At 37.5% G+C, this 25584-nt stretch carries 26 protein-coding genes and 2 other annotated features; all 26 genes read right to left on the reverse strand.

From position 1 onward, the window contains the following. Positions 1 to 42 precede the first annotated feature (42 nt). Complete coding sequence (locus ACXY7N_RS24150) at positions 43 to 1125, reverse strand: HAMP domain-containing histidine kinase (protein ID WP_088084377.1); 1083 nt, start codon at positions 1123 to 1125, stop codon at positions 43 to 45. Further along, positions 1115 to 1822 carry a response regulator transcription factor gene (locus ACXY7N_RS24155; RefSeq protein WP_016135383.1) on the reverse strand — a complete coding sequence of 236 codons (708 nt, stop codon included), beginning with the start codon at positions 1820 to 1822 and terminating at the stop codon, positions 1115 to 1117. The genes ACXY7N_RS24150 and ACXY7N_RS24155 overlap by 11 nt, the downstream gene beginning before the upstream one ends. A gap of 137 nt (positions 1823 to 1959) precedes the next feature. Next, positions 1960 to 3246, reverse strand: a complete 1287-nt coding sequence (gene obgE, locus ACXY7N_RS24160) for a GTPase ObgE (protein ID WP_000497121.1) — start codon at positions 3244 to 3246, stop codon at positions 1960 to 1962. Continuing rightward, positions 3246 to 3794 (reverse strand): sporulation initiation phosphotransferase B, encoded by a 549-nt coding sequence (locus tag ACXY7N_RS24165; RefSeq protein WP_016086142.1) that lies wholly within the window; start codon positions 3792 to 3794, stop codon positions 3246 to 3248. The genes obgE and ACXY7N_RS24165 overlap by 1 nt, the downstream gene beginning before the upstream one ends. A gap of 63 nt (positions 3795 to 3857) precedes the next feature. After that, positions 3858 to 4148 (reverse strand): 50S ribosomal protein L27, encoded by a 291-nt coding sequence (gene rpmA, locus ACXY7N_RS24170; RefSeq protein WP_000944957.1) that lies wholly within the window; start codon positions 4146 to 4148, stop codon positions 3858 to 3860. Positions 4149 to 4151: 3 nt separating this feature from the next. Continuing rightward, a complete protein-coding gene (locus ACXY7N_RS24175; RefSeq protein WP_002008596.1) occupies positions 4152 to 4496 on the reverse strand; it encodes a ribosomal-processing cysteine protease Prp in 345 nt (114 codons plus the stop codon). A gap of 11 nt (positions 4497 to 4507) precedes the next feature. Beyond that, positions 4508 to 4816: a 50S ribosomal protein L21 gene (gene rplU / locus ACXY7N_RS24180; protein WP_000270907.1), complete on the reverse strand. Its 309-nt coding sequence runs from the start codon at positions 4814 to 4816 to the stop codon at positions 4508 to 4510. A 14-nt stretch (positions 4817 to 4830) separates the two neighbouring features. Beyond that, positions 4831 to 4908 (reverse strand) — a sequence feature (ribosomal protein L21 leader region). Between the two features lie 77 nt (positions 4909 to 4985). Next, positions 4986 to 6374, reverse strand: coding sequence for an Rne/Rng family ribonuclease (locus ACXY7N_RS24185; RefSeq protein ID WP_016135384.1), 1389 nt, complete (start codon positions 6372 to 6374; stop codon positions 4986 to 4988). Between the two features lie 67 nt (positions 6375 to 6441). Continuing rightward, positions 6442 to 7302, reverse strand: coding sequence for a stage IV sporulation intramembrane metalloprotease SpoIVFB (gene spoIVFB, locus ACXY7N_RS24190; protein ID WP_016086140.1), 861 nt, complete (start codon positions 7300 to 7302; stop codon positions 6442 to 6444). Then, entirely contained in the window at positions 7295 to 8041 is a 747-nt protein-coding gene (gene spoIVFA, locus ACXY7N_RS24195) for a stage IV sporulation protein SpoIVFA (protein WP_016086139.1), read from the reverse strand. Before spoIVFA ends, spoIVFB begins: the two co-directional genes overlap by 8 nt. Before the next feature lie 133 nt (positions 8042 to 8174). Continuing rightward, a complete protein-coding gene (gene minD, locus ACXY7N_RS24200; protein WP_000503311.1) occupies positions 8175 to 8972 on the reverse strand; it encodes a septum site-determining protein MinD in 798 nt (265 codons plus the stop codon). A gap of 2 nt (positions 8973 to 8974) precedes the next feature. Next, positions 8975 to 9661, reverse strand: a complete 687-nt coding sequence (gene minC / locus ACXY7N_RS24205) for a septum site-determining protein MinC (protein WP_016086138.1) — start codon at positions 9659 to 9661, stop codon at positions 8975 to 8977. Between the two features lie 35 nt (positions 9662 to 9696). Further along, positions 9697 to 10242: a rod shape-determining protein MreD gene (gene mreD / locus ACXY7N_RS24210; RefSeq protein ID WP_016086137.1), complete on the reverse strand. Its 546-nt coding sequence runs from the start codon at positions 10240 to 10242 to the stop codon at positions 9697 to 9699. A 14-nt stretch (positions 10243 to 10256) separates the two neighbouring features. Then, positions 10257 to 11108, reverse strand: a complete 852-nt coding sequence (gene mreC, locus ACXY7N_RS24215) for a rod shape-determining protein MreC (protein ID WP_016086136.1) — start codon at positions 11106 to 11108, stop codon at positions 10257 to 10259. 41 nt (positions 11109 to 11149) lie between these two features. After that, positions 11150 to 12169, reverse strand: coding sequence for a cell shape-determining protein MreB (gene mreB / locus ACXY7N_RS24220; RefSeq protein ID WP_000466737.1), 1020 nt, complete (start codon positions 12167 to 12169; stop codon positions 11150 to 11152). Between the two features lie 157 nt (positions 12170 to 12326). Next, positions 12327 to 13004: a DNA repair protein RadC gene (gene radC / locus ACXY7N_RS24225; protein WP_016135385.1), complete on the reverse strand. Its 678-nt coding sequence runs from the start codon at positions 13002 to 13004 to the stop codon at positions 12327 to 12329. Positions 13005 to 13051: 47 nt separating this feature from the next. Beyond that, positions 13052 to 13627: a Maf family protein gene (locus ACXY7N_RS24230; protein WP_353811027.1), complete on the reverse strand. Its 576-nt coding sequence runs from the start codon at positions 13625 to 13627 to the stop codon at positions 13052 to 13054. Positions 13628 to 13848: 221 nt separating this feature from the next. Beyond that, positions 13849 to 14811 carry a stage II sporulation protein B gene (locus ACXY7N_RS24235; RefSeq protein ID WP_353811026.1) on the reverse strand — a complete coding sequence of 321 codons (963 nt, stop codon included), beginning with the start codon at positions 14809 to 14811 and terminating at the stop codon, positions 13849 to 13851. Positions 14812 to 14976: 165 nt separating this feature from the next. Further along, on the reverse strand, positions 14977 to 16278 hold the full coding sequence (locus ACXY7N_RS24240) for a bifunctional folylpolyglutamate synthase/dihydrofolate synthase (RefSeq protein WP_016086106.1): 1302 nt from the start codon (positions 16276 to 16278) through the stop codon (positions 14977 to 14979). Positions 16279 to 16371: 93 nt separating this feature from the next. Then, entirely contained in the window at positions 16372 to 19017 is a 2646-nt protein-coding gene (locus tag ACXY7N_RS24245; protein WP_016135387.1) for a valine--tRNA ligase, read from the reverse strand. Positions 19018 to 19054: 37 nt separating this feature from the next. Continuing rightward, positions 19055 to 19287: a binding site (T-box leader), on the reverse strand. Positions 19288 to 19410: 123 nt separating this feature from the next. Further along, on the reverse strand, positions 19411 to 20436 hold the full coding sequence (gene ysxE, locus ACXY7N_RS24250; protein WP_016135388.1) for a spore coat protein YsxE: 1026 nt from the start codon (positions 20434 to 20436) through the stop codon (positions 19411 to 19413). A 62-nt stretch (positions 20437 to 20498) separates the two neighbouring features. Then, positions 20499 to 21476: a stage VI sporulation protein D gene (gene spoVID / locus ACXY7N_RS24255; RefSeq protein ID WP_488592648.1), complete on the reverse strand. Its 978-nt coding sequence runs from the start codon at positions 21474 to 21476 to the stop codon at positions 20499 to 20501. Between the two features lie 109 nt (positions 21477 to 21585). Next, positions 21586 to 22875 carry a glutamate-1-semialdehyde 2,1-aminomutase gene (gene hemL / locus ACXY7N_RS24260; RefSeq protein ID WP_016135389.1) on the reverse strand — a complete coding sequence of 430 codons (1290 nt, stop codon included), beginning with the start codon at positions 22873 to 22875 and terminating at the stop codon, positions 21586 to 21588. Beyond that, complete coding sequence (hemB, locus tag ACXY7N_RS24265) at positions 22875 to 23864, reverse strand: porphobilinogen synthase (protein ID WP_016135390.1); 990 nt, start codon at positions 23862 to 23864, stop codon at positions 22875 to 22877. The genes hemL and hemB overlap by 1 nt, the downstream gene beginning before the upstream one ends. Positions 23865 to 23884: 20 nt before the next feature. Continuing rightward, positions 23885 to 24637, reverse strand: coding sequence for a uroporphyrinogen-III synthase (gene hemD, locus ACXY7N_RS24270; RefSeq protein WP_488592649.1), 753 nt, complete (start codon positions 24635 to 24637; stop codon positions 23885 to 23887). A gap of 2 nt (positions 24638 to 24639) precedes the next feature. Next, positions 24640 to 25569: a hydroxymethylbilane synthase gene (gene hemC / locus ACXY7N_RS24275; RefSeq protein WP_016135392.1), complete on the reverse strand. Its 930-nt coding sequence runs from the start codon at positions 25567 to 25569 to the stop codon at positions 24640 to 24642. Positions 25570 to 25584 lie beyond the last annotated feature (15 nt).

The raw sequence follows: 25584 nt of genomic DNA on the forward strand, positions 1-25584 counted from the left end.
AAAAAGAAACGAGTGATTTCCCTTACAAAACGTTTTGTTATCTTACAGTTTTGTCATTTTTCTCATTAATGTATGATATTCTTCATCTTTTGCAAATTGGAACGTGAATATTGTCCCTTCTCCTTCAGCCGATTGCACATAAATACCGTGATGTAAATTATCACAAATTTCCTTCGTAATATATAAACCCATTCCAGTCGCTTCTCTCGTTTTACGACCATTTATCCCCGTAAAGAATGGATCAAATATACGCTTTACATCTTGCTCTGGAATACCGATTCCATTGTCCTTAATATGTAATAATACCTTTTGATCTTTCTCTTCAATTTGAAATTGAATTTCCTTTTTCTCTGCTTCCGAAATTTTTGTATACTTAATTGCATTTACAACAATTTGCCCTATAGCAATACTTAGCCATTTTCTATCAGAGGCAATCATACAAGTATCTTCCTCAAACATCACTTTCGGAAATACAGACGATTGAATGAAAGACTTTCGATTTTCATTAATAATACCTCGAATAATATCTATCACATTTACTACTTCTACTTTATAGTCTTTCGCAAACTGCTCTAACCTTGCCATATGTAACGCTAAATCTAAACCATTTAGTATACGATTATTTTCCTCGCGAATACTTTCAACTGTTGCTCTTGCTTCACGATGCTCTTTACCAAACTTCTGTAATAGTAACTCAATAACAGATACTGGTGTTTTCATTTGATGAATCCATTGATTCATAAATATCATTTGCTGTTGTTCTTTTGCATGTTGTTTATGAACTTCATTCATATATTGCTGTCTTAACAGCGTAAACGATTCAACGACCATCTCTTGCTCTGCCGTATAAGAAGTGTCAATAAGTAATGAATCATGTAATGTATTTCCGCCAGTAACATACTTTTCGATCCTCTTTAAAAACACACTCCGTTTTCGGTAATCGTAAATGAGATATACAGTAAAAACAACTGTCCCTAATAAAAGTCCGTATAACCACGTATTCCAATCAATAGATCGCTTTTCTAGAAGACTTTGCAACTGCAAAACGAGCCCAAATAAACAAAGGCTAACAATGTAAGAAAGAATTAAAGAAAAGCGATCCATGAGGTAATCTTTAACCTTCATGCCCTTCTCCCCACTCTGTAAGAAGCGCATAACCATATCCACGTTTCGTTACAATTGCATTTTTAATGCCTAGCTCCTCTAGTTTCTTCCTTACGCGTTTTACATTTACGGTTAATGTATTATCATCAACAAAAGCTACCTCATCCCACAGGGCTTCTAACAGTTCTTCACGCGTTACATATTGATTTGCTTGTTTCATTAAACACTCTAATAAGTAAAATTCATTTTTTGTCAGCTCCGTTTGTTGCCCATGCCACTCAACAATGTGCTGGGATGGAAATAACAACAATCCATTTACACCTAAACAATCACTCTCAGCAACAGAGGCGTACTCACCATAGCCACGGCGAAGTGCACTTTTCACCTTTGCCATGACGATATCTAAATGGAATGGCTTCGTAATGTAATCATCTCCGCCATTCTCAATCGCCATTACTTGATCCATTTCTCCTGTTCTTGCAGAAACAAAAATAATTGGTGCATTCGATACACTGCGGATTTGACGACACCAATAGAAACCATCAAAATACGGTAAATTAATATCAAGTAACACGAGATGCGGATTTACTTTTACGAACTCATCTTTTATATGTCGTAAATCACTTGCTCTAAATGATTGATAGCCATACCTTTCTAAATGCTCTTCTAATATTCCCGCTATTTTTTCATCGTCTTCTACAATTAATATTTTATACATGTTCGTTTTCTCCCCATAAAAAATTCTTCCAAAACCACTCCTTGTTCTATTATAAATTGAAAATTTAATTAGTGGGTATTTTTTCCTATACGAATCAGACATTTACAATAAAAAAAGACTGCCATATTTCGGCAGTCTTAGTCGATAAATTCAAATTCATATTCAAGAATTTTTACAATATCTCCATCTTTTGCACCACGTGCACGAAGCGCTTCATCAATACCCATTCCGCGCATTTGACGAGCGAAACGACGTATAGATTCATCACGTGAGAAGTCTGTCATTTTGAATGTCTTCTCAATATCATAACCAGAAATAACAAATGTGCCGTCACTTTCACGTGTAATTTCAAATTTAAGACTTTCAGCATCAAATTTGTACATTACACTTGCTTCAGACTCCTCGACAACATCGTACATTGGGAATTCTGGTGTTGTTTCTAATAAGTTCGCTACTTCAAATAGTAAGTCACGAACACCTTGTTTCGTTACAGCTGAGATTGGGAAGATTTTTACTTCGTCTCCCACTTTCTCTTTAAATGCTTGTAAGTTTTCTTCTGCATCTGGCATATCCATTTTGTTTGCAACAACAACTTGTGGACGCTCTGTTAAACGCATATTGTATTCTTTTAATTCATTATTAATTGTTACATAATCTTCATATGGCTCACGGCCTTCTAAACCAGACATATCAATAACGTGCACGATTACACGTGTACGCTCAATATGACGTAAGAATTGGTGTCCAAGTCCAACGCCTGCATGTGCGCCTTCAATTAGTCCAGGAAGGTCAGCCATAACGAAACTGCGGTTATCACCAGTTTCAACAACACCAAGATTTGGAACGATTGTTGTAAAGTGATATTCTGCAATTTTCGGACGCGCTGATGATACAACAGATAATAATGTAGATTTACCTACACTTGGGAATCCAACAAGTCCAACATCTGCTAGCACTTTAAGTTCTAGAATGACATCACGCTCTTGACCTGGTTCCCCGTTCTCAGCGATTTCTGGCGCTGGGTTCGTTGCTGTTGCGAAACGTGAGTTACCACGGCCACCACGGCCACCTCTTGCGATTACAGCTGTTTGTTCATGCGTTACTAAATCCGCAAGAATTTGACCTGTTTTTTCATCTTTTACTATTGTTCCTGGTGGAACCTTTACGATTAAATCTTCAGATTTACGACCGTGCTGACCTTTACTCATTCCGTGCTGACCGCGATCAGCTTTGAAATGACGTTGGTAGCGGAAATCCATTAATGTACGTAAGCCTTCCTCAACAACAAAAACAACATCTGCACCTTTACCACCGTCGCCACCTGCTGGGCCACCTTTAGGTACATACTTCTCACGACGATACGCAACCATTCCGTTACCACCGTCGCCGCCTTTTACATATATCTTGACCTGATCTACAAACATTATTTCACCACACTTTTTTCGATTGGTTGTAATATAACTGAGACTTCTTCGTCTCGTACTGTATAAGAAATGGAATACCATTTATTGTTTTGGGTCGCAAGCCAATTCTGTAGTTCTTCTACACTCGTTAGCTTACCACGAAAATCAAAAAAGAAACGAGCATTATCCGCGTCACATTCAATTGTGATACAAACATAATTTTCAACATATACGTCTAAACTATGCTGAAGCATTGAGAAAAATTGATCCGTCCATGTACATACAGTCTCATCTAAGTGAGAGAAGTTATGTAATTTCCCTAATACTTCGTACTCCAATAAGCACGGCTGCTGTTTCCAATTATATGTTAAAATCCACTCTGAAAATAAAGGCATTGATAGCCCCATCAGATTGGATTCTTGTCTCGCTTCTTGGACAAAACGATCGATGAGACTATGAATCTCTTCCACTTTTCCAAGGGAAAGGTTTCCTTTCACCATCTGCATACGATTGAGCCAATCATGTCTTGAATGGCGCAATGCATCTATAATTGTCCATTTTTCATTCATTTAGATACTCCTTAATATAGAAAAACTCTAACCTGCACTCAGGTTAGAGTTTTCCGTGAGTTCTTATGCTTCTTGAGCAACAGGATATACGCTCACTTGTTTGCGGTCACGGCCAAGACGCTCAAAGCGTACTACGCCGTCAACTTTCGCGTATAAAGTGTCATCGCCACCACGACCAACGTTAACACCTGGATAAATTTTTGTACCGCGTTGACGGTAAAGAATTGAACCACCTGAAACCGTTTGACCATCTGCGCGTTTAGCACCAAGACGTTTTGACTGAGAGTCACGACCGTTCTTTGTACTACCTACACCTTTCTTAGATGCGAAAAACTGAAGATCTAATCTTAACATACGTTACACCTCCTGCACTTTTTCTATTAAACGGATATACTTTCCGTAATCAAGTTCGATCGTCTTTAGCGAAACAACTAATCCTTCTAAAAGTATCTGTGCTTTTTCTGCTGTATGAACGTCTAAATCATTAGGCAATTCATACGTTAAGAATCCGCCATCACTTCCGAGTTCAATAGTTGCCTGCACATTACAAAGTTCTTCCACTGCATTTATAGAACCGAACACAACCGCTGTAGTTCCAGCACAGACAAGATCTTGTCCATGTGGCGCATAATTGGCATGTCCAGTCATTTTAAATGATTGGATACTTCCTAATTTCGTGCGACTTATCGTAATTTTAATCATGTTAACCAGAATTAAGCGTTGATAGCTTCAACAACTAGCTTAGTGTAAGGTTGACGATGACCTTGTTTCTTACGATTGTTCTTTTTCGCTTTGTATTTGAAAACGATGATTTTCTTAGCGCGACCTTGTTTTTCAACTTTCGCAGTAACTGTTGCACCTTCTACAACTGGGCTACCAACTTTAACGTTTTCGCCACCAACGAAAAGAACTTTGTCAAAAGTAACAGTTTCACCAGCTTCAACATCTAATTTTTCAATGTAGATTGCTTGACCAGCTTCAACTTTAATTTGTTTTCCACCTGTTTCGATAATTGCGTACATACTTGCACCTCCTCTTATTTACTAAGACTCGCCAAAAACGAGGTAGACATAAATGTCTTTAGGGAACCTGTCTTGTGCGGTTGTAGCATATAGCCGTTTAGGTGCTATAAACTATAACATAAAGATGTTATCATGAATCATAGACGGTTGTCAATAAATGTTCTGCTAACTATTTTTTCCGTTCTACAATTTCTGTTTTACTTCCAAAACGAATAATAGCGTACTTTTCGATCATATCATCTTTGAAGTAAATTTCAAATGGAATATTTTTTTGTAATTCTTTTTGCAAAAATTGTTTTTGTAACTCTTTAGGTGCAGCGATTAATACTGCCTCATCTTCTATATCGCCATATGTGATTAACTCTCTTTCTAACTCATACGCAATTGTTTCATATGACATCACATACCCCGTCGCTTTGCACGGTACACACTCTTCTAGTAATACATCGCGTAAAGAATGTTTTTTACGTTTACGTGTCATCTCCAAAACCCCTAACTCTGTAAACCCGAGCACTCTTGTATATGTGCGATCATTTTGCATAGCAGCTATGAGACATTCTCTTACCTTTTCTTTATCTTCTCTTCTTTTCATATTAATAAAATCAATTAATATCATACCGCCAATATCACGCAGTCTTAATTGACGTGCAATCTCTTCAGCTGCCACTTCATTTGTACGAAGGACTGTATCTTGTAAATTTTGCTTTCCGGTAAACTTGCCCGTATTCACATCAATTACAGTCATCGTCTCCATTTGTTCCACAATTAAATAAGCACCATTCGGAAGCCAAACAATTTTTTGAAGTGCTTTCTCGATCTCACGCTCTATTCCAAAATGGTTAAACATTGAAGACTTTTCATTATAAAAAGATACTTTTTCTTTTCCGACTTTTTCTTCTAATTCTTTTACAATACTTCTTGTATCTACAACTACTTTTTCAATCGTTTCAATTGGATTCTCTTGAAATACACGATCTAAAAAGGTGGCCGGTCGATGAAGCAGTAACGGTGCTTTCCCTTGGCCCTCTTTTCTTTTTAACTCTTCATATAACTGCTGTAACCTTTGCATTTCAGCTTGTATTTCTTCAATTTCTCCTTTTTCAGAAGCAGAGCGAAAAATGTAACCACCGGTCCCTTCTACTTCAATTTGAAGTAGCTGTTGCCTTCTTTTATTGTTTTTTATTTTCCGAGAAACCGCACGCATTTCATCATATGGCATATAAACGACATATTTCCCGGTAAATTCTATGTTCGCTGTCAATTTCGGCCCTTTCGTATCAATTGCTTCTTTCACAACTTGTACGAGTACCGCTTGCCCTTCATGTATACGATATGAAGATGGTACATCATCATATGAAAGGTACGCATGTTTTTCTAAACCGATGTTTACAAATGCTGCGTTCATTCCAGCGATTGTTCTTACGATGCGTCCAACATAAATATGCCCAACAATCTCTTGTTCTTCATTTCGTTTCCATAAAAACTCTACAATTTTTTTCTTCTCTTCAATTGCAACTCGTTTTTCCGATCCAGCGTAGTTCATAAATAACGTTTTCAAAATTATTTCCTCACTTTATAATCTTCTTTGCTTTTACAATAATAAAAGGTTAGTGCTATCGTCAACACTAACCGATTAATTCTTCAACAGATGAAGTTGTTCGTTTTTCAGTAAAATACGCATAGAGCAATTCATTTTCATCCAATGTGTAATGTTCTTTATATTTTCCATGGACGATAATAGAGTGCTTATACCCCCTACGAAATTTTGTGAATATCTTATATAAATGATCTTTTGATTGCACTTCAATAGGTGCAATCTTTTCAATTCCTCTTTTGTTCCCATAATAACGTTCTAATAAAAAACGCATAAAGGCATACCGTCTTTGTTTCCATTCCTGATATAACGATACCGCTAAAAATATGAGTAGTACCCACATCATTACATTGTTGCTATTCCAAAGTAACTGCCAGCCTAGTATTACACTAAAAAAAACACATGATAATTTCATCATCTTTTCATGTGCTTGTAAATAAGGAAAACGATATGATAATACGTTAAACAATACTTTCCCACCATCAAGCGGCCAAATAGGTAGTAAATTAAATGCTAAAATGATTATATTATTCCACATAAAGAAATAATATAAATCCGCATCAAGCCAACCAACTTCAAACAATATATAACCTACCAGCATCATCCAAATATGTTGAATAGGTCCTGCAATTACAACAACAAGCTCCTCTTTCAACGACTTATTTCCATGTTCCTCGAGCTCAGCCACACCACCAAACGGTAAAAGTTGAATCTTTTTAATACGCCAATTATAGTGTGCCGCTGCAAAAGCATGCCCAAGTTCATGGATGAGAACGATACAAAATAACAGTAGTAACTCTTTAAAACGCGCCGTAAAAATACCAATGACAATTATAACCCAAAACAACGGATGCACTGAAATCTTCGTTAAAACATCCCTATATTTAATCAAATGAAATCACCTGAATCGGGTCAATAAATTTTTCATTCTTTTTTATTGCGAAATAAAACTTACCATTTTTATTATTTGCATCATTATTCACTGTTCCAATTTTTTGTTTCTTTGAAACGTAATCATATAATTTCACCGACATGTCATTTAAATTTGCATACCATGACTCAGTGCCATCCGCGTGCTGAATTTGAACTGTATTTCCAAGTTCCTCTTTCTTGCCTGCAAAAACAACTAGCCCTTCATTCACTGACTCAACAGTTGCATTTGTAGCCGTTTGAACAAATACACCTTGGCCATTTTTTTGAAACCCTTGCATCACCTTTCCGGAAGCAGGAATTGCATAATCTTTTTGCTGAATGGTTCCTTCTTTTTTCTCATTAGGCGAATAGAATACGAGTGGTTTTCCAAACTGTTTTTCGTACCATTTCGCTACAGTAGCAAACTGAAATTCTTCTTTCATCACTTTTTCTGTAACAGCTTTCGCACCGTCGAAAGAAGAGGGTGCATTCTTATATAAAATAGCGACAGAAAGAACTAATATTGCTGATAACAAAACTTTAAAGAAAAATACTTCCTTTCGAAATAAAGGATGAATTTCCTTTTCTCCTTCTTCAATAAATACTGATTCACTATCAAAATTCCCTCCAGCAAAATACTGCTCTTCCTCCATCCTTTCTTGCTCTGCCTTCCTTTTCGCAATCCGTTTTTTAATTTCTTCTACACGTCTATTCTTCATACTGTCTCCTTTCTTTCGTTAAGCTGATTTAAGTAGAAACAGTTGTATACAGTTTGTACATATGTATGAGCTAGGAAAGGAAGATATTCGTGTGAAGAAAAAAGAAAGCACTTCGCATATGTGCGAAGTGCTGTTAACGGATTCCAAAGAAGTTTTTCACCTTTGTAAATACCGATACCTTTTCTTGTTCAAATGCTTGTAATGGTACATTCTCACCCAACAAGCGTCTTGCAATATTACGATAAGCTAACGCTGCTTTTCCACTCGGTTGCAACGCTACAGGTTCACCTGTATTTGTAGCACGAATAACTTCATCATCATCTTCGACAACACCAAGAAGCTCGATTGACAATGTACGTACGATTTCATCAACATCTAACATATCCTGTTCATGAAGCATATGACTACGCACACGGTTAATAACAAGTTTCGGTGGTTCAATATCCTCTTTTTCTAAAAGCCCGATAATACGATCCGCATCGCGCATTGAGGATACTTCTGGCGTCGTAACAACGATTGCTTTATCCGCACCAGCTACCGCGTTTTTAAATCCCTGCTCAATCCCCGCAGGACAATCAATTAATATGTAATCGTAATCTTGACGTAATACTTGTATTAATTCATCCATTTGTTCAGGTGTTACCGCTGATTTATCACTCGTTTGTGCTGCAGGTAATAAATAAAGATCATCAAAACGTTTATCTTTAATAAGAGCCTGAGGTAAACGGCAACGCCCTTCAACGACATCAACAAGATCAAATACAATACGATTTTCCAGCCCCATTACTACGTCTAAGTTTCGAAGACCGATATCTGTGTCAATTAAGCACACTTTCTTTCCAGATAACGCTAGGGCTGTACCAATGTTCGCAGACGTTGTAGTTTTACCTACTCCGCCTTTTCCAGATGTAATTACTATTGCCTCTCCCACAGCTATACAATTCCCCTTTCTAACTTTGTTAAATTAGGTCTAAGATGAGTGAGAAGTTGCAGTCGATCGACAACAATGTGATTGTTCTCATTAATATACGCACATTCTGCCGCCTCCGCTCCGTCTTCTTTCTCTTCCGGAGCCCGCATTGCCACATCACTAATTCGAAGTTGCATCGGGTTCATAACAGATGCAGCGATTACAGCATCCGAATCCCCATAATACCCAGCATGCGCAATTCCTCTTAATGATCCTACGACAAAAATATTCCCCCCAGCGATAACCGTTCCGCCTGGATTAACATCTCCAATTAACAATAAATTTCCTTTTACATGTAAAACTTGTCCAGAGCGAACAATTTTGGAAATAGGGACAATTTCTGTTTCTTCTTTCCAAGCTATTGCTTCCGCTTTAGTTATAACATCACTTTCAATTGAATCCACAACAAGATTCTTTTTATTACGAATTAACGTACGAATCTCTTCTTGTTGGACTTCTGTTAAATAACGATTTCCCACTTTCACATGCACTTCAATTAAAGAGCGCCCATCACCATGATAGTAATGTGTAGAAAGCTTTTCGTCCAATTCCTTCAGTAATTCAGAGAATGAACAACAATCATCTAAATGAAGCGTTATTCCGTCTTTTGTCCCTTTTATTGTTACATTTTGTTGCTTTTTTTCTTCCACTAAAGTTCACCCCACCGATTCAATTCGACATAAAATTAGAAAATCCTTTTTTCTTTTTCTTCCATCGCTTTTGAAAGACGCACTAAATATCGTCTCAGTGGGAAACAAACTATCAATAAGAAAATTGCATTTAGCAATAAAGTAGACAGGAGACGATCTGTGAAAAAGACATACGCCGACATATGAGTACGTCCTAACAAAGTTAAAAATCCATACACATAATACTCTAATGCTACAATGCTAGCTAGTACGATAGAAGCAACAATAAATAAATTCAATTGTAGTATCTTCATCACACTATAAACTAAATAAGCTAAAATTGGATACGCAAAAATATATATACCGACAAGTTCTGTGTATACGGTATCAAATAAGAAACCAAATAAGAGTCCGTAATAAATCCCTTGGACCGGACTATAGTACACAGTAATAAAACATAACACAATTATAAAGAAATGAGGTGCTGCTATACTGTCTTTCCAAAAAACCTCTGTTGGAACAACAGTAGCAAACATATTTTCAAATAGAAAAACAAAAAGGAGCAAAAGAGGAAGAGCTGCTCTTTTTAAAATCTTCATCATCTCTTCTCCTCCTCCTATTCTAATGGCGCTGAAGGCGTTTCACGTTTAGCAACCATAAGATGCTCTACGTCATTTAAATCAGCGGCTGGTTTTACATAAGCTGTTTTTGTTAAACCGTATGGATCCGGCTGAACATCAACAATTTTTCCAATTACAAGGCCTTTTGGGAAAATATCACCAAGTCCAGATGTTACAACTAGTTGATCTTTCTCTACCTTAGCATCAGAGCCAATCTTTGTGAAAAGAAGTAAGTGCTTTTCTTTGTCGTAACCTTCAATCAATCCAAAGATTTTCTCGTCACCTTGTACGATAGCAGAAACACGATTTGTTCGGCTCATAGAGCTTAGTAATTCTACTGATGATGTAAACTGAGATACACTTTTCACTCGTCCAACTAAACCTTGTGAAGTTACTACAGCCATATCTTTTTTAATTCCTTGCTGTGCCCCTTTATCAATTCCAATTAAATCGTACCATTTATCTGGATTACGAGAAACAACAGTCGCTGGAATTTCAGTATAACCGCTATTCAACTCTTTTTTACCCGTTAACTCTTGTAGTTTCTTTTTATCATCTTCTAATTGTTTTACTTTTCCTGATAGTTCTGCATAATTATCTAATTTTGCTTTTAATTCTTTATTCTCTTCATACGTGCGCTTTACATCTTCCACATCTTCAAAGAATCCAGCTACGTATTTCGCTGGCTTTTGGAATACACGCTCTACAACACCGACAGTATCTTTAATAAACTGCTCTGGCCACGTCAAACTATTCCGTTCTTTCAATGAGATTCCAATCAATGCCACGAGAAGAATAATACTAACTAACAAAACAATTAATCTTTTGTTTAAGAAAAACTGTGGCACGTTCACACCCTCTTAATTTTACTGATTTTTATTTTGCAATATTATCGAGCAGCAGTTTTGAAAAGATCGATATTGTCTAATGCTTTACCCGTTCCAATTGCTACGCAATCTAATGGGTCTTCTGCAACAAGAACTGGCATATTTGTTTCTTCACTAATCACTTTATCTAAATTACGTAGTAATGCTCCGCCACCTGTCAATACGATACCACGGTCCATAATATCTGCTGCTAATTCAGGTGGAGTTTTCTCTAACGTATTTTTAACAGATTCTACAATTGCATCTACTGTATCTTTTAATGCATCTGCAATTTCTTCTGGCTGAATTAGTACTGTTTTTGGTAAACCACTTACTAAATCACGACCGCGAATTTCCATAGGCTCGATACCTTCTGGCTCGCCTGCAGAACCGATTTCTAATTTTAATGCTTCAGCTGTTCTTTCACCGATCATTAAGTTATAGCTTTTCTTAATGTACTGAATGATTGAATCATCCATATCATCACCAGCAACACGAACTGATTGGCTTGTTACAATACCACCTAAAGAAATGATTGCAACTTCTGTTGTACCGCCACCGATATCAACAACCATACTACCAGTTGGCTCCCAAACAGGTAAGTTTGCACCGATTGCCGCTGCAAATGGTTCTTCAATTGGATAAGCGTCACGAGCACCAGCTTGACGAGTCGCATCAATTACTGCACGTCTTTCTACAGCTGTAATACCAGACGGTACACATACCATTACGTAAGGCTTACGTGAGAAGAATCCATTTGATTTTTGAGCTTGTTGAATGTAATATTTCATCATTGTTGCTGTCGTTTCGTAATCAGCAATTACACCGTCTTTCATTGGGCGAAGTGCCACAACGTTTCCTGGTGTACGACCAATCATTTGTTTTGCATCGCTACCTACAGCAACGATTTGTTTCGTATCAGTTTGTAACGCTACTACTGAAGGTTCACGTAAAACTACACCTTTTCCTTTTACATATACAAGCGTGTTTGCAGTTCCTAAATCTATTCCAAGATCGCGAGTAAAGCCACCAAATCCAAACATATTTTTTATCTTCCTTTCTTGTTTTCACGGACTCATTTTTTCTTACTTTATATTATAAAAACAGTACGTTTTTTATATCTTTATCCTTCTTGTAGATAAATTTCTACAAAAAACTCATAAATCACATTATAAAACAAAATAAGTAAAAAGCATAGTCTTAAATATGACCTTTTTCCTTTAAACTCACGAATTTATGGTCACCTATTATAATATGGTCAAGCACTTCAATTCCGATAATTCGACCGCATTCTACTAAGCGTTTTGTTACTTCGATATCTTCTCTGCTCGGCGTCGGGTCTCCTGAGGGATGGTTATGAAGACATATGATAGAGGCTGCTGCACGGCGGAATGCTTCTTTAAAAACTTCCCTTGGATGTACAATTGATGTGTTTAAACTTCCAATAAAAATCGTTTGCCTATGTATAACTTGATTTTTTGTGTTTAAATATAAACATACAAAATGCTCCTGCTGCAGGAAGCGCATTTCTTCCATCATATATCTCGCACAATCTTCTGGGCTTCGGATGCTATATCTATTTTGATATTCTAAACGTACCATCCTTCTACCAAGTTCAAAAGCGGCTATAAGCTGGGCTGCCTTTGCAATCCCAACACCATGTATACTGACAAGCTCTTCTAACGTTGCATCTTTCAACATACGTAAACCATCAAAGTGATGTAAAATTTTATCTGATAACTTTAAAACTGTTTCTTCTTTAGAACCTGTTCTGAGTAACACTGCAAGAAGCTCCCGATTCGATAAACTCCCAGCTCCTTCTAACAATAAACGCTCCCGTGGCTGTTCTTCTTTGACAACATCACGAATACCGTTCATTTCTCCACCCCTTTTATTTGTTCTCTCAAAGAAAATCCCATGCAATTCTACGCATGGGTTACATCAATATTAAATTGTTTTAATTCCCGAACAAGACGTGAAATTGGTAACCCGACTACACTATAGTAGTCCCCTTGAATATGTTGAACAAAAATAGATCCTTTACCTTGAATTCCATAACTTCCTGCTTTATCAAGAGGCTCTTTTGATGCAACGTATACGTCAATTTCCTCTTCTGTTAATTCCCAAAACATAACTTCTGTACGCTCATAAAAAGTGACTGTTTTGTCTTTTGCTATAATTGCAACACCCGTATACACTTCATGTGTTTTCCCTGATAATAATCGTAACATTTCTTTCGCCTCATCCTCATTAGAAGGCTTTCCAAGAACACGCGAATCATATGTAACAATTGTGTCTGCACCTAACACAATGTGATCACCATTCGTTTCTGCTACCGCAGATGCTTTTTGCAGGGCAAGAGACATAACAATATCAGAAGGTGATGAGTACGCACCAATCGTTTCTTCTACTTCACTTACAACGATTTCAAACGGTACACCTGCTAACTCAAGCAATTCCTTTCTGCGAGGTGATCCTGAAGCTAAAATAATTTTTCTCATATTTTCTCCTTCCTTTCTCACATGAAGCAGAATCATTTACAACAATCGTATCAAAGGAATAGTTTGTCCACAAATGAAAGAAATATTATTTTCTCTAAACAAAATAATACTTCCTTACTAAAATACGATTATATTCCTGCCATAGAGAAAGCGCTTTGCTCTAAATTCAAAAGAAAAGAAAGAAGTACCTATACCTCTTCCTTCGTCATTTCATTATCCTATTATTTCACCTTTTGTGAAACAATTTTTTCATATGAAAGTATACCATCAATAATAACTTGATTTAATTTCGCCAAAGATTCCTTATCACCTTTTCCATCCTTCACTGTTTGCACAGCTACTGACGTATACATATACAATTTCTTCGCTTCTTCTTGCTTCATACTTTTCCCTTCTTTTTCAATCGCTTTCCACTCTTTTTCAATCGCACCTATATCTTTTGTATTACTTTTTCCACTAGCTTGTACGCTGGAAGCATATTTTGCTAAATGAGTATATAATGGCTGTACTTTTGTTAAAAACGCCCCGACTTCTTTATCATCTTTAAGTAACGCTTTATCTGTTATATCCCAGTTTTTTTTCAATACGGAGACATTATCATTTTTATACTGCGTCATTAATTGATTTATGCCCTGTTCATCGCTAGCAACACCAACAACTAATGCATACTTATCACCGCTCGGTTTTAAAGCTGCGACGCCTCCATTGCCTTTCCACTCTTCAAGAGCAGCCTGTCCCTTTTCTTCAGAAGAATAAATTCCTCCTTGAACAAAAAATAATTTCATTGGATCTAATAACGTTCCTGTCTGTGCTTTTGTTTTTTCCTCTTTTGGTGCTGGTGTTTGTTCTGCCGTTCCACCCACCTTTGATTCTTCATTTTGCATCTGCTTCGAAGCTGTTACTTCACTTCCCCCTGTCGCCCCTTGTCCTTTAAGTAACTGTAGCATTCCCATCCCAAACGCCGTACCAATAACAATCGCAGTTGCAACGATTGCAATTAATGTATTGCTCCACTTCTTTCGTATTTTTTCCGTAGACGCTAATTTCGCTTTTTGAAACGGAACAACGTTTTTTGGTCTTTCACTTTCTACTACCATCCATTCAAATTCATCTTTCTTCTTCTCCTCATACTTCGCTTCTGTTCCATTCACTTTCACTGAGATCGTTCGTGATTGCTTGTCCATACACTCACACCTCACCTCTTATCGTTGTCCGCATCATATCATATTCATTTCACAAAAAAACGAGATATTTGTCAGAGGAATTCGCCAAATAACCCTATATATTTATCTTATATGTATGCATTTGACTTCATTTGTAGAACAAAAAAACTAGATAGCAAAGACTATCTAGTTTTTTTCGCGAATATATTTTCGAACTTCCGAAATGAAATAAAGAGAACCTGTTATGATAAAAACATCATTTTCTCCAAGCATTTCAACCTTCGTATCAATTGCCTCTTTCCAATTTTCAAAAATTAATTTTGACTCTTTCTTTGAATACGATGCAAGCTCACCTGCTGAAATAGCACGATCAAAGGCGAATGTTGTAAAAATAATTTCATCGGCGATGGTTTCTAATTGCCCTACCATATTATGCAATTGTTTATCACCAAGGGCAGTAAATAAAACTATTACATTTTTATCTTTGTAATGTGATTCTACCGTTTTCACAAGACTTTCAATACCTTCTGGGTTATGAGCACCATCTATAATAATATCTGGATTACTTTGCAGTTTTTCAAAGCGCCCCACCCAATACGCTTCCTTTAATCCAGTTCTTATTTCTTCTTCCTCAATTAAAAATGATAAATATGTTTTCACATACATGACTGCCATAAGTGCAAGTGCTGCGTTTCCTACTTGATGACTGCCTTTCATTGAGATTTGCACATCTTTAAAAGAGGCGAAAGGACAAGTGAAATCGAACTGTTCTCCATCTTCGCTAGACTGTTTATGTAACGCTGTAAAATGCTTGCCCATCTCGTATAAGTTTGCATGATTTTCCTTTGCAACCTTTTGAATGACTTGCAATGCTTCCTCATCTTGTACACCAGTAATAACTGGAACACCAGACTTAATAATCCCTGCCTTTTCATATGCAATTTCTCCTAGTGTATTCCCTAAAATATGCATATGATCGTGGCCGATATTTGTAATAATCGTGAGAACAGGATGAATAACATTCGTAGAATCAAAGCGCCCTCCAAGCCCTGTTTCAAATAAAACAACATCGCAGAAATTGACTTTACCGAAATAACAAATTGCCATAACAGTAATAATTTCAAACTCAGTCGCTTCCCCTAAATCCGTCTCATCTAGTTTTTCAACGACTGGCTTTACCATCTTTACAAGTTCAGTAATCTCTTCATCTGCAATTGGTGTTCCATTCACACTAATACGTTCGTTAAATGTTTCAATATAAGGAGAGGTAAATGTTCCTACCTTATATTTTGCGTCCTCTAACATGTAGCGCATATATGTTAACGTTGAACCTTTTCCATTTGTACCAGCAAGATGAATACATTTTATGTGACGCTCTGGATTTCCGAGCTCTTCTAGCATCCATCTCATTCTTTCTAATCCTGGTTTAATACCAAACTTCAATCGGCTATGAATCCACCCTATCGCTTCTTCGTATGTATGTATCACGTATGCTTTCCCCTTTCAACAGACAACCTTTATACTCCTATTATACGCAAAGAAAAGAGACTCACCAATATAGTGAGCCTCTAAAAAAACATTTTACTTTTCAAGATCTACTAGACGTTGACGAACTGCTTCGCGTTTTTCTAGGTAATCTTGCTCTTTCGCACGCTCTCCTTCAATAACTGCTGCAGGAGCTTTCGCTACGAAACCTTGGTTTGAAAGTTTCTTCTGTACACGTTCTACTTCTTTGTCGAACTTCTCAAGTTCTTTCTCAAGACGCGCTCTCTCTTCATCAAGATTGATAAGATCAGCTAACGGTAAGAATAACTCTGCACCCGATACGATTGCAGTCATTGCTTTTTCTGGCGCTTGTAAATCCGTTTGAATTGTTAATTCGCTTGGGTTACAGAAACGCTCAATGTAAGAGCTGTTTTTCGTAAGTTGAGCAAGTACAGCCTCATCTTTCGCTTTAATTTGCATTTGAACTTTTTTGCTCATTGGTGTATTAACTTCTGCACGAATGTTACGAACAGAGCGAATGATATCAACTAGAAGGTGCATTTCTGCTGCAGCTTCTGTATCTTGTAAATCTTCGCGAACTGTTGGCCACGCCGCTACTGTAATAGACTCGCCTTCATGCGGTAAATGTTGCCAAATCTTCTCTGTTACGAATGGCATGAATGGGTGTAACAGACGCATTGTTCGGTCTAATACGTAAGCTAAAATAGAACGAGTTGTTTTCTTAGCTGCTTCATCTTCACCGTATAGTGGAAGTTTCGCCATTTCAATGTACCAGTCACAGAAATCATCCCAGATAAAGTTGTATAATGAACGACCAGCTTCACCGAACTCATATTTATCCATGTTACGTGTTACGCTTTCGATTGTTTCGTTTAAGCGAGTTAAAATCCACTTATCCGCAACTGATTTTTCACCAGTTAAATCGATTTCTTCATACTTCATGTCATCCATGTTCATTAATACGAAACGTGATGCATTCCAAATTTTATTAATGAAGTTCCAAGTAGATTCTACTTTCTCCATGCTGAAGCGTAAATCTTGACCTGGTGCGCTTCCTGTTGATAAGAAGAAACGCATTGCATCTGCACCGTACTTCTCGATAACATCCATTGGATCAATACCGTTACCAAGAGATTTACTCATTTTACGACCTTGCTCATCACGAACTAAACCGTGAATTAATACATCTTTAAATGGACGCTCGCCTGTAAACTCTAAACCTTGGAAAATCATACGAGATACCCAGAAGAAGATGATGTCATAACCAGTTACTAAAGCATCTGTTGAATAGAACTTTTTAAAGTCTGCTGCCTCTTCATTTGGCCAACCAAGTGTTGAGAACGGCCATAACGCTGAACTGAACCACGTATCAAGTACGTCGTTATCTTGATTCCAGTTTTCAATATCTGCTGGTGCTTCTGTACCTACGTATACTTCACCAGTTTCTTTATGATACCAAGCTGGAATACGGTGTCCCCACCATAATTGACGAGAAATACACCAGTCGTGAATGTTTTCCATCCAACGTAAATATGTGTTTTCGAAACGCTCTGGTACGAACGTTACTTTCTCTTCTTCTTTTTGTTGAAGCTCTACTGCCTTTTCAGCAAGTGGAGCCATTTTTACGAACCATTGTGTTGATAAGTAAGGCTCAACTACTGCACCACTACGCTCACTATGACCTACTGAATGCATATGAGGCTCGATTTCTACTAATACGCCCGCTTCTTGTAAATCTTTTACTAACGCTTTACGGCATTCGAAACGATCCATGCCGTTATACTTACCAGCTTTTTCGTTCATCGATCCATCTTCGTTCATTACTAAAATACGTGGTAAGTCATGACGGTTACCTACTTCAAAGTCATTCGGGTCATGAGCTGGTGTAATTTTTACAACGCCTGTTCCGAAATCTTTTTCTACGTATTCATCAGCAATAATCGGAATCTCACGGCCTACGATTGGAAGTGTAACTGTTTTTCCGATTAAATGTTTGTAACGATCGTCTTCTGGATGAACTGCTACTGCTGTATCACCAAGCATCGTTTCTGGACGAGTAGTCGCAAGACGAATATGACCAGAGCCATCTGTTAATGGATAGTTCATATGGTAGAATGCACCTTGAACTTCTTTATGAATTACTTCAATATCAGAAAGAGCTGTGCGTGTTGCTGGATCCCAGTTGATAATATATTCACCGCGGTAAATTAAGCCTTTTTCGTATAATTGAACGAATACTTTATTAACCGCATCAGATAAACCTTCGTCTAATGTGAAACGTTCACGAGAATAGTCTAGTCCTAAACCAACTTTCCCCCATTGTTGACGAATGTGAGACGCGTATTCCTCTTTCCATTCCCAAGCTTTTTCAAGGAATTTCTCACGGCCAAGATCGTAACGTGAAATACCTTCTTCACGAAGTTTCCCTTCTACTTTCGCTTGCGTTGCGATACCCGCATGGTCCATTCCTGGAAGCCATAATACATCGTAACCTTGCATACGCTTCGTACGAGTTAAAATATCTTGAAGAGTTGTATCCCAAGCATGACCTAAGTGTAACTTACCAGTTACGTTCGGAGGTGGAATTACAATTGTGTATGGTTGTTTCTTCTCATCTCCTGTTGCTTCGAAATATTTGCCTTCAAGCCACCATTGATAAAGGCCTTCTTCAACGGACATATGATCATATTTAGTTGGTAAATTCTTTTCCGTGTTTGACATTATTTTCCCTCCTTAAAATAAAAAATGCCCCTCATCCAAAAAGGACGAGGGACATCGCGGTACCACCTTTATTTACAAACAAATTCAGGAATTTGCTTATACTCTTAATTTGATAACGGACAAATCCGTCTTTTCCTAATGAGAACTATTCCGTTCAGAAAAGATGCTCCAGGGCTACCTTCTAACATAACTATCTAGAGAATCTCCCAGCTAATGATTCTCCTCTCTGAAGACGTTTCTTGTTATACTCTTCCCCTTCAAGGCATTTATATGATTGTTAATTATTATATACAATAGTGTAAAAAACGAAACCCTATTCGTCAAGATAAATTTAATACTACGGCTTTTTGGACGAGCGAAAAAAAAAGATAAGTAGAGATACTACTTATCTTTTTATCCGTTCCCTTGCTGGGCAGCTTGTAATTGCGACAGGAAATATTCTATATTGCTAACGAGCCAATGCGATTGTTGTAAGCTCTTTACTCCAAGAAGTTCATTTTCCTCATTACGGCTCTCTCTTCTTTTCTTATAAGACTGAATTTGCCGAATAAATTGTGATGGATACGTCATATACGCAAACATGAGTAGTTGCTCTTCTTTCGTAAAAGGGAAATTTTTTTGGTACATTTGATACCATTCAAACCGATCACTTCGTGCAATTGGATATGTGTTTAACGACCGAGAATAAAATCCCACAATATCTTGCACAGGTGTTGCAAACTTTGATTTTTCTAAACTAATAAAATAGCCATTTCGTTCATAGTCGAATAAAAAGTGATTAAGTGATACGTTACCATGTACAAACGTAATGCGTGTTGTCTCTTTTTCTTTCATCGCATCGTTCCACTCATTTAATTGCTTCGTTGCAAACTCACGCGCCCTCATTACATGATGATAGTACGTACAATATTGCAGTTCAAATGGTGACATATACCACTTCGCTTCAGATTCTACGAGAAACTCTTCTAGCATTTCGCCATCATTCTCCCAGCGATCGGATATATTTGTATAATGTTTTTCTAGATCCTCTTCAGTATACGTTTCTTCTTTTACTGTTTTTTGATGCAACGTTCCGAGAGTTTGAAACATTTTATGGTATTGATCATTATCCTCGCCGTTCCCTTCCGCACGTTCTAACCAAGGCATTAAATAATAATTATACGTCCCGTCACTTAAAATATAATTTCCATCTGTCGCATGGTATATAGGTACATAATTTGAAAAACCTTTCTCCTTCAAATATTGAATATGATGCAGAAAGTTATTCCGCTCTAACTTTCTGCCTTCTATTTTCTTGAGCGCATATGGACCTTGATTCGTATAAATTTTCGTTACACTTCCGTGCTCTTCCATATGCTGCGTATCCAATCTATATTGCCTTACAATGGGTTCATAGCGATTTCGTAATTCCATATCCATACGAATAACCCTTTCTATTCAAAACATAGCCTTTAGAAAAATAAGTGAGTGAAAACACTCACTTATTTCGCTTTTGTTCTTGAAACGGGAATATAGATAATTTGCCCTGTAGTTAAATATATATCTTCTGTTTGATTAACACGATATAAGTTTTGTACAGACGTTTCATAACGATCTGCAACAGATTCAATTGTATCCCCTTCTTGCACGAAATACATTCTTAACTTTGTAAATTCTTCTTCCGGCTCTTTCGTAAATAATTTCGTTAAATAAAGCGCATTTTCATCTCGCTGTGAATACGTTTCTTCTTCTTGCTCTTCTTGTTTCTTCGCTTTTTCTTTCTTGAAATCTTTTCTTCCGAACAATTCAAATTGTGGCGTTGTTTCTTTCTCCTCTTCACTCTCTACAAATTCATGTTCCTCTATTTCCTCTTCCTCTACTTCCTGCTCTTTTCTTTCTTCTAGTTGGAACGGTTCAAATGCGTAATCTTCCCACTCATTTGATTCCTTATAGGCTGGTTCTTCCATGTGCGGCGTTGGTCTATTTTCATCCTCTTGTACTGGATCATCTTCTAACTCAGCATACGCCGTTTCTTCCTCTTCATCCTCGATTCTTTCTTCATCACATAAACCAGTGATAGATATATCCGCTAATAATTGTAAGCAACCATTTTCCTTTAATTCATAATCAAATTCCTCGATAGATACATATAGTTCTTCAATTACTTTCACACGGTTTCTTGGAATTGATATTTCAAGTGGAAAGGAATGAACAAGTTCATTAATCCCATCTTCCCTTGTTTCTACATAATCAATTGACTTCGCTGGTGATAGATCTCTTAATGAATAAGCTGAATCATCTTGCCGTGCAACATACTCTCCCGTTAAATCTAATTGCCCTCTCACGATAACTTCATGATCAAGCTCTTCTATCTCAACGTCTGGATCTAACGAAATTGACAAAAGTTCTTCGACTTCCTGTCCTTTTTGGAACCAAACAGATTCTTTTAATGAAAAACGTAATGAATGATCTGTTGCCACTTCTTTTCCCCCTCCCAAACTATATGTCATTACAGATTTATGTGTGGAAAGCGGACTTTATGAATAAAAAAAATCGCTCCCCTTATGGAGAACGATTTTCTTTCATCAATTAAGCTTTTAATTTTGACATTGCAATTTCAGCCGCTGCAATCGTCGCCTCAATATCTGCATCGCTATGTGCTGTCGATAAGAATAGACCTTCGAATTGAGATGGCGGTAAGAATACACCTTGTTCTACCATTTCACGATAGTAAGCCGCAAAGAATTCTAAGTTTGAAGATTTTGCTGCATCGTAATTAATAACTGGTTCATCTGTAAAGAAGATACCAATCATAGAACCTGCACGGTTAATGCGATGCGGAATACCATGTTTTTCAGCCGCTTTACGTAAGCCAGCTTCTAACATTTCAGCTTTACGCTCGAATTCTACATATGATTCTGGCGTTAACTGCACTAACGTTTCATAACCTGCTGCCATTGCAAGTGGGTTACCTGATAAAGTACCCGCTTGGTAAATTGGCCCGCTCGGTGCAACTTGGCGCATAATTTCTGCTTTACCACCGTATGCTCCTACTGGTAATCCACCACCGATTACTTTACCTAAACAAGTTAAGTCAGGTGTTACACCGTAATAACCTTGTCCACAATTGTAAGCAACTCGGAATCCTGTCATTACTTCATCAAAAATAAGCAATGCACCATTTTGCTCTGTTACTTCACGAAGGCCTTCTAAAAATCCTGGTTGTGGTGGAACAACACCCATATTTCCTGCTACTGGTTCTACAATTACACAAGCAATATCATCACCGAATTGTTCGAAAGCGTATTTCACACTTTCTAAATCGTTATACGCTACTGTAATCGTATTTTTCGCTACGCCTTCTGGTACACCAGGGCTATCTGGTAAACCTAGCGTTGCCACACCAGAACCCGCTTTAATTAATAACGAATCACCATGACCATGGTAACAACCGATAAATTTCAAAATTTTATTACGGCCTGTATAACCACGAGCTAAACGTAGCGCACTCATTGTCGCTTCTGTTCCAGAGTTAACCATACGTACAATCTCAATTGATGGTACACGCTCAATAACAAGTTTCGCTAATTTATTTTCAATTTCCGTTGGGGCACCGAAGCTTGTACCTCTTTCAGCAACAGCTTTTAACGCTTCAACAACACGATCATTTGCATGGCCATGAATTAAAGGACCCCATGATAATACGTAATCGATGTATTCATTTCCATCGATATCATATACTTTAGAGCCTTTTCCACGCTCCATAAACAATGGATTCATACCGACAGACTTAAAGGCACGAACGGGGCTATTTACGCCACCAGGCATTAAATCTTGTGCTTCTTCAAACGCTGCAATCGACTTATCAAACTTTTTCATTATTTAGCGCCTCCTTCTTGTAACCATCTTGCTGCATCTTTTGCATGATACGTAATAATTAAATCTGCTCCTGCACGTTTCATGCTAATTAATTTTTCAAGTACAACTTCTTTTTCATTAATCCAACCATTTTGCGCTGCCGCTTTAATCATCGAATATTCGCCACTTACGTTATAAGCAACGACTGGTAAATTAAAGTTATTTTTCACATCACGAACGATATCTAAGTAAGAAAGAGCTGGCTTTACAATTAAGAAATCTGCCCCTTCCATTACATCTGATTCTGCTTCACGGAATGCTTCCATACGGTTCGCTGGATCCATTTGATATGTTTTACGATCCCCAAATTGTGGTGCACCGTGTGCCGCATCACGGAATGGCCCGTAAAATGCTGATGAATATTTCACAGCGTACGACATAACTGGTACATGTCCAAAACCATTTTCATCTAATGCATGGCGAATTGCTGTTACGAATCCATCCATCATATTTGACGGCGCAATAATGTCCGCTCCTGCTTTCGCTTGGCTTACAGCTGTTTTCGCAAGGACTGCAAGAGACTCGTCATTTAAAATAATACCATCTTCAATTACACCGCAATGACCATGGCTTGTGAATTGACATAAACATGTATCCGCAACTACTACTAGATCAGGGAATTCACCTTTAATTTGCTTAATTGCACGTTGCACAATTCCATGATCACAATATGCTGATGATCCAACTTCATCTTTTTCAGCAGGTAAACCAAATACAATAACAGAACGAATACCTAAATCAACAACCTCTTGCATTTCAGCTTGTAATAAATCTAAAGACATTTGATATACGCCTGGCATAGAAGGCACTTCATTACGAACATTTTCGCCTTCTAATACAAAAATAGGGTAAATAAAATCTTCCGTATGTAAAAACGTTTCACGCACAAGCGCACGCATATTACCGCTTTGTCTTAAACGACGATGACGATTAAATTGTAAAGAGTTCATAGATTTCTATCCCCATTCTTTTATTTTATAGATTCACAAACGCATTGTAGTAATGCTTCTACAGTGTAATCTTTCGGCATAATAATATGCGGAAAATAAAGGCTCGCCTCTTTTTCCGTAATAGGCCCTATACAAGCAATTGTACATTTTTTTGTCCATTCTCTCCAGTTTGTCCCCTCAAGTAAACGAACAAAACTAGTAACAGTTGAAGGACTCGTAAATGTAATAATGTCTACTTTCTCTGCTTCTAACGTTTCTATAAGCTCTCGCTTTTTCTCTACATTTTCTTTCGCACCATATACGATTATCTCATCTAGAGAAACACCAATTTCGCGAAGTGCAACTGGAATTACATCTCTTGCTAAATTCCCTTTCGGAAATAAAATGCATTCGTTTCCACTTAATTTTTTTGCAAACTCTTCTGCAAATACTTCTGCAACAAATGAAGTTGGAACAAAGTCCACTTCATAGCCCCGCTTTTCTAACTCTAAACTTGTTTTCACGCCTACTGCAGCAATTTTAGTCGTTACGGGTAGCTTCTTTCCCAAACGATCTAGAAAAAAAGCTACCCCATTTTTACTCGTAAAAATAACCCAGTCATAAGAATGTAGCTGTCCTGCTATATGTTGAATTTGCCTATGAGACATACCTTCCATACGCAAAAGCGGAATTTCCAATGGAATTCCGCTCTTTTCTTTCACCGCTACACTCATTTGTTTCGCTTGATGCTGGGCACGTGTAATCAATACCGTTTTGCCAGCGAGAGCGTTCATATTTATTGTTGCCCCTTATTTGCAGCAAGAATGAGTTCTTTTGCGCCTTGTTTAATTAAACGGTCCGCAGCCTCTAATCCTACTTCCTTTGGATTAGTTCCTACTACTGTCTCTTTCAATAAAACAGAACCATCCATAGACCCGACAAGAGCTGTTAATTCGATTGCATCGTTTTCTGTAAGAGTTGCGTATCCAGCGATTGGAACTTGGCATCCACCTTCAAGTTTATGAAGAAATACTCGTTCTGCTGCCACTGTTCTTTCTGTTACTGCATCATTTATATGCGCTAACAACTGTAGTAAATCCTTATCATCTTCACGGCACTCAATTGCTAATGCGCCTTGTCCTACAGCAGGTACACATAACGTCTCATCTAAATGTTCTGTAATAACTTCATCATCCCAGCCCATTCTTTGTAATCCAGCTGTCGCTAAAATAATTGCATCGTAATCTTCTTCTTTTAATTTACGTAAACGTGTATCGATATTTCCGCGAATCCACTTCACTTGTAAATCTGGTCTCGCAGCTAATAATTGTGCACTACGTCTTAAACTACTCGTACCTAAAATAGCGCCTTCTGCTAACTCTTTAAACGATGCTGCGTTTTTTGAGATAAAAGCATCACGAGGGTCAACACGCTTCGGTGTACAGCCAATCATTAATCCTTCCGGAAGTACGGCCGGCATATCTTTCATACTATGTACAGCCATATCAATTTCTTTCGTAAGTAACGCATGTTCAATCTCTTTAACAAACAAACCTTTTCCGCCTACTTTTGAAAGAGTAACATCTAAAATAACATCGCCTTTTGTGACGATTTCTTTCACTTCAAATTCATATGGTAATCCTAGCGCTTTTAACTGATCAATAAACCAGTTTGTTTGCGTTAATGCTAATTTACTCTTTCGTGACCCTACAATAATTTTGCGCATAATTTTCTCTCCTCA

Source organism: Bacillus sp. 5w2 (genome assembly GCF_054353775.1).